The following is a 305-nucleotide window of genomic DNA, read 5'->3' as shown; positions in this document are numbered from 1 at the left end:
TTTCTTCTTCTCTTCTACTTCACAATATGTCAATGAACTCGTTACCCCTCATTTGAGGCAATGTGGAGAATAACGGATTCGAACCGTTGACCCCCTGCGTGCAAGGCAGGTGCTCTAGCCAGCTGAGCTAATCCCCCAAAATTCTTGTTAATAAACTCAATCAGAAACGTTTCCCTGATTGTACTCTTGCATTCCGTGGGCCTGCGTGGACTCGAACCACGGACCTCGACATTATCAGTGTCGCGCTCTAACCACCTGAGCTACAAGCCCTTATATATGATAAAGATAAACCAAAAGCAGAATTC

At 45.6% G+C, this 305-nt stretch carries 2 tRNA genes; both read right to left on the bottom strand.

Annotation, left to right across the window (positions count from 1 at the left end):
• Window positions 1–63 precede the first annotated feature (63 nt).
• Window positions 64–137: transfer RNA gene (locus AC2YIT_RS32240), tRNA-Ala, on the bottom strand.
• 59 nt (window positions 138–196) lie between these two features.
• Window positions 197–270: transfer RNA gene (locus AC2YIT_RS32235), tRNA-Ile, on the bottom strand.
• Window positions 271–305 lie beyond the last annotated feature (35 nt).

The organism is Dyadobacter sp. SRI_021 (assembly GCF_057586235.1).
The sequence above is the reverse complement of the archived record's forward strand: the minus strand, read 5'-3'. Positions and strand labels throughout refer to the sequence as shown.